Source organism: Mesorhizobium sp. M5C.F.Ca.IN.020.32.2.1, assembly GCF_004023105.1.
Classification (GTDB): domain Bacteria; phylum Pseudomonadota; class Alphaproteobacteria; order Rhizobiales; family Rhizobiaceae; genus Mesorhizobium; species Mesorhizobium wenxiniae.
Genome location: NZ_RZSX01000504.1, coordinates 1 through 4,697, shown reverse-complemented (window position 1 = coordinate 4,697; position 4,697 = coordinate 1). Strand labels below are relative to the sequence as shown.

At 59.7% G+C, this 4,697-nt stretch carries 4 protein-coding genes and 1 pseudogene; 1 reads left to right on the top strand and 4 read right to left on the bottom strand.

The genetic code is table 11. The features are described 5' to 3' along the window. The 3 genes and pseudogenes from EOA86_RS22840 to EOA86_RS22830 all read right to left on the bottom strand — a co-directional run. A pseudogene (locus EOA86_RS22840) lies at positions 1 to 1,449 on the bottom strand (hypothetical protein); the annotation flags it as partial. Then, on the bottom strand, positions 1,449 to 2,042 hold the full coding sequence (locus EOA86_RS22835; protein WP_128343699.1) for a hypothetical protein: 594 nt from the start codon (positions 2,040 to 2,042) through the stop codon (positions 1,449 to 1,451). The pseudogene EOA86_RS22840 and the gene EOA86_RS22835, both read right to left, overlap by 1 nt. A gap of 392 nt (positions 2,043 to 2,434) precedes the next feature. Next, complete coding sequence (locus EOA86_RS22830) at positions 2,435 to 2,680, bottom strand: hypothetical protein (RefSeq protein WP_065009050.1); 246 nt, start codon at positions 2,678 to 2,680, stop codon at positions 2,435 to 2,437. 260 nt (positions 2,681 to 2,940) lie between these two features. On the opposite strand from EOA86_RS22830, the gene EOA86_RS22825 reads away from it, so the two are divergent. After that, complete coding sequence (locus EOA86_RS22825; protein ID WP_128343697.1) at positions 2,941 to 3,336, top strand: hypothetical protein; 396 nt, start codon at positions 2,941 to 2,943, stop codon at positions 3,334 to 3,336. Positions 3,337 to 3,474: 138 nt separating this feature from the next. On the opposite strand, the gene EOA86_RS22820 is transcribed toward EOA86_RS22825, so the two are convergent. Next, entirely contained in the window at positions 3,475 to 4,464 is a 990-nt protein-coding gene (locus tag EOA86_RS22820) for a Coat protein (RefSeq protein WP_065009051.1), read from the bottom strand. Positions 4,465 to 4,697: the final 233 nt, after the last annotated feature.

Sequence of the window (4,697 nt, the reverse complement as noted above, 5' to 3'; positions counted from 1 at the left end):
CTTGAAGGAAGAAGGGGTCAGCGCTTCGTCGATGCCGGAACCCGATAGAGCGCGGACCCCGCCAAGCGTTCCGATCAGCAGGGCACCATCCGAATCGGAGATCCACGTAATGTCATTGGCCTGCCCGCCGCCGGCCTGGATAAATTCAAGAGCATCGTCGTCCTTTTCCCCGAGTGCGAAATTGTCGAAGTCGCCGGTTGCGGATGCGTAGACGGAGAATCTTCGGCTGAAGGCTAACCGCTCCTCGTACAGCGAACCGCTTTCGACGTACTTGCCGGGAACGAAGGTGCCGAGACGCCAGCGGGCGATCGGGCTGAGATCGGGAAGCGCATGCCCATACAACCTGACTTTGACCACGGTAGCGCTGGTGCGGCTCGTGATACGCGCCCAGCGCCAGACAGCATCCGAGCCGAGCAAACGAATGGTACGGCCAACATCGCTGGTCTGAAAACCCGTGCCGTCGTTGATGCCGACGATCGAGGACGCCGTGAGATCGAATGGCGTCTGTGTATCGCCATCCTCATGCCATCCCATTTCCGCGATCGTAAGATTGGCGTCGTCCTCCGAGCCCGAGATATTCAACCGATAGGACTGGTAGGCAGTCTCATTCTGAAACTCGAAGAAGCGCACTTCGCTGCGCGACCACCCGGTTTCCGCTGTCCGGCTGTCAAGCGAGATCCAGTTCGTGCCGTCGAAGCCCTGGAAATCCCACGCGATGGGTGCCTTTGTACCACCAGTGGAGTTTGCCCGAAGCCAGTAGCCGTCACAAACCTTGGTCGCTGTACCGGCGAAGTCATAGGACAAGAAGCCGGTCGTCGTGCCGAACGAAAGGTTTGACCCATTGTCCCGGTCAAACACCTTGTAGGCGTCGGCGGACCCGCTGCTGTCGGCAGCAGTGCCGCTTGGAGCGGTGTTGTTGGTCATAAGGGGATGGACGGCGCCGGTCTCGGCAGGCGCCATGGTGGTCGCGCTTGTGTTGATGTCGTCATAGGGGCCGTCGAGAAAGACGAACTCGGCCAGCGTCCATAGGGTGTGCGCCGTGCGGGTGAGAACCTGCGGAAGGTAGTCCCTGTGGGTGATCCACATCTGGTCGGCGGATTGGACGAATTGCAGGTCGAACAGATCGGCTTCGAGATAGGGTGTCGCCACTTCCACCGTGCCGACGCGGGCTCCATAGGCGTAGACGCGGATGTAGAGGTCGCCGAACTCAAGCATGTAGGCCTGGTCTGCCGAGAAGATGAACGGTATGCCGCGCGTCCTCTTGGCCGAAGTCTTCACCTCGCCAACGAAGTATGTCCCGCCGCGCTTGCGGATGCCGCCATGCGGCAACGTGACGAAGTTTTCGCATTTGGAAAGCGCCGCCCGATAAAGATCGAGCGACGCGCGGGCGTGTAGCCGCGGCGAGATCTCGCCACGCACGAATGTGTCCTGGACTGGATAGAGCGTCATCAGCGCACAAACCCGCCGCGCTGGATCGCCCAGGACGACGTAGAAAGCCTGCCGCCACGCTGGATGGCGTTGGACTGGAATGCCGCGTCGAGCGCCCGGTCATAGGCACCGCGGGCGATGTCGATCATGCCCGCCTTGTGGGTCAGCGGATGCGCGATCTTGATGGCGAGCGCTGCAACCAGCACTTCGGTGAACAGCGCGTCCCAGTCGTTCGGATCGGTGAGGTTGGCGACGTAGCGAATGAGACGCGGCCCCGACCGGTCGCAATAGATCAGCCCGGCCTCCTGGCGCCACGCGATCGGCACGCCATCCGGCTCGCCATTATCGGTCAGCGGCAAAGGCCGCAGGCAGTCCACCGGCAATTCATAGGCAAAGTTCAGCGTGCCCGCGCCACTGCCGGTATCGGACCCGACGACGGCGGCCGCCAGGATCGCGAACACCCAGGCGTGTTTCGTCAGCTCTGCCTCGCGGGTCAGGTCGAAATGCAGATTGAGCAGGCGGGCCGGTTTCACGTCCTGATCAAGGCTGTCGATCGGCGCCTCGTCGAGGACGCCAAGCGCCATGTTGGCGATGTCGAGCGGGGTGATGGCCATGATTTTAGGCTCCGTCTGTGTGGATCGGAAAAAGCAGGCATGGGCCCACGGCAAAAAGCCGCCTCGTAGCGGCTGAGGATTTGGAGCAATTCCAGGAAAAGTGTGAACGGTTTTCCGTCCGGAATTGCGCAAAAACAAAGAGATAGAGCGGTTCGGCGTTTCCGTGAAACGATGAACCGCTGGTGATTTTTTGCTTGAGAAAAACGTTCGCACGTCTCGCGCGTGGAACCCGTCACGCCAACCACCACCCGTCAGGAAGCGGGTAGCGTCGCGGCGTTATCCGTCCCCTGTGCCCGTTCGAGCGAGGAAAAGACGAAAATATTGTGGCTATTGCAGTTTCTCGATATCGCCGCTCAACGCGGCGATCACTTGCGGCCCGAATTCCTGCGGCATCAGCCGACGCGTGCGCTCGTCGGCCGCCCTGTTTCGGCCGACTTGGCAACGGCGCTTGCTTGCAGCCTTCCGGCACCTCTCGCCATCCCCAAACCCCGATCCAGGGCCTCCTGAAGACTTGTCGTATAGTAGGCGGTGTTTTCCAGACCGCTGAAGAAGTTTATGCGGTGAACTTCGCCCTTTTTGCTTATGACAATGCCCGCTTTTCGGAGCACTCGCTGAACTGCCTTGTATGTCATGTTCATGGTTACCCTCCTTGCCAAGACAAAGCAGCATCGCCCATTTCTGTAACCATTTGGTGACGGCGATTGATTAAAGGGCAACATGAATATGTTGCGAACCCCAAGTCTTGTTTCACTCTGGTTTAGCGCAGCGGGTGAACTTGGGATTCGCCACATTGGCGACCTAGCGGTCAAAACCTGACGCTTGGTACCCGAAACGGAATACCGCTGCCGACCCATTTCGGACATCTAGGGCAAATACCCATGGAAAGCAGGAATTTGATATGATCTACACTAGTTGGAAGGCCCTTTCAGTGTTGATGTTCGCAATTATCCCATTCTCTGGATGCAGCAACGACCCTGAGTCGCCGGAGAACAAACGTATATACTCTGTTCTCCAGCATCAGGAGTTTGAATTACGTCAGCAGAATAATCGTGCCAATTATTTTTTTGGCAAGCGAGTAATGGATACTGAAATCAATACTATCGCCTTCCCGCTCGCCGGTGAGGCGAAAGGCTATGTAGTGTTTTATGCCACGCCCGCAGAGGGAGGGTTAATTCTGTCGGTTCCGCAGCAATATGACAATATCAGTCTGACGAAGCAGACGCTTGAAGCCATCGTTGATAAAGGCCTCATCTCAAAGCCGCTTGAAATTCACCTTGCGTTACGCGCGCACTGAGCGCTTTGCCAAAAAGCACATTCTAGCGTCCGCTTTCCACCCTGAGCGGGCTTACGGCCCCGGAACCAAGCGTTAGATTTCGACCACTAGCGTCCAGAAAGGGCGGGAGTTCTTTTACCCCCGCCTCTTCCGGTCCGATCAGGCCTCGGTCGTCTTCAGCGCGATGAACGTCATGTTCTTGACGCTCGACGCGGTGCGGTCCCAGTTCGCCGCCAGCGCCAGCTCGGCGTCGGTGGCGAATTCGCCGGCCGAGGAGGCGTCGAGGAAGCGGGTGCCGGGCACATGCGGGACGAAATGCCTGCGGCCGACCATTTCGGTGACGCCGCCGCCATGGCCCTGGCGCGGCTTGCGGTCGAACTCCAGCGGCCCGCCTTCGGTGTTGACCGGCAGCTCGTTCCACAGGATTGCCTTGTCCTTGAACATGAACGCCGTGTAGACGCCCGCCGCCACCGGGATGTCGTCGTCGACGACGGCCCTGAGCCCCATGTAATAGGGGATCAGCGGCCCGCCCTGCTCGGACGGCGGCACATAGTCGATGAGGTCGGCGAGCTTCAACGCCTTCATCTGCTTGGAGTGCATCCAGATCGTCTTGAACTTGTCGGCGCGGTCGCCCATCAGATAGGCGGCCTCGATGATGTCGGTGTCGACGATCGAAGCGCCGGTGACGCGCACCAGGTCACCGGCATCGTTGGCGATGTTGTCGGCCAGCACCCCTTTCAGGATGCCGAGCAGCGTCAGCTTGTTGGCGCGCTGCCAGTAGTCGGTCTGGCGGCGCACGATCAGCTTCTGCGGGTCGTCGCCCGCGAGGATGCTGGTCAGGTCCGGAATGCCCCAGGCCTGGGCGCGGACATTGCGGGCGGCGACCTCGCGGCGCGCGCCGATCTTCTTCAACTCGATCGAATCGGCCGGATCGTCATTGACCGGCTCGGACGGATCGTTGCCGAGATCCTTCCAGCCGGGCATGTCGACGGAACGCCCGCCCATGGAGAGCTTCGAAGCGATGGCCGGGTCGGAAAACAGGATCCCGGCCTGGTAGATCTCGAGCGACTGGACATGCTCCTCGAACGAGTATTGTGCATAGACGGACGGAACGATCGCGTCCGCGACACGGGTATAGGCGTCTGCCATTTTGGTCTTCCTTCAGGTTTGGTTGGCGGAGAGGGTGTGTTGAGATTCAGGTCAGGCCGAGCCGGAGTCGAAGACGGGCGCGAAGCGACCAAAACGATGGCTTTCGAGAACCGCAGCGGAACGGACATTAGAGCGCCGCGCGTCCTATTGGACGCGCAAAAGGACGCTCTAACACTTTGCATTTGCGCATGATCGTTTCCGGAAACCGAAATCGGTTTCCGGGGTCATGCGCC

Coding starts and splice junctions, on each gene's coding strand:
- EOA86_RS22830 (WP_065009050.1), bottom strand. CDS start 2,680: ATGAACATGACATACAAGGCAGTTCAGCGAGTGCTCCGAAAAGCGGGC.
- EOA86_RS22820 (WP_065009051.1), bottom strand. CDS start 4,464: ATGGCAGACGCCTATACCCGTGTCGCGGACGCGATCGTTCCGTCCGTC.
- EOA86_RS22825 (WP_128343697.1), top strand. CDS start 2,941: ATGATCTACACTAGTTGGAAGGCCCTTTCAGTGTTGATGTTCGCAATT.
- EOA86_RS22835 (WP_128343699.1), bottom strand. CDS start 2,042: ATGGCCATCACCCCGCTCGACATCGCCAACATGGCGCTTGGCGTCCTC.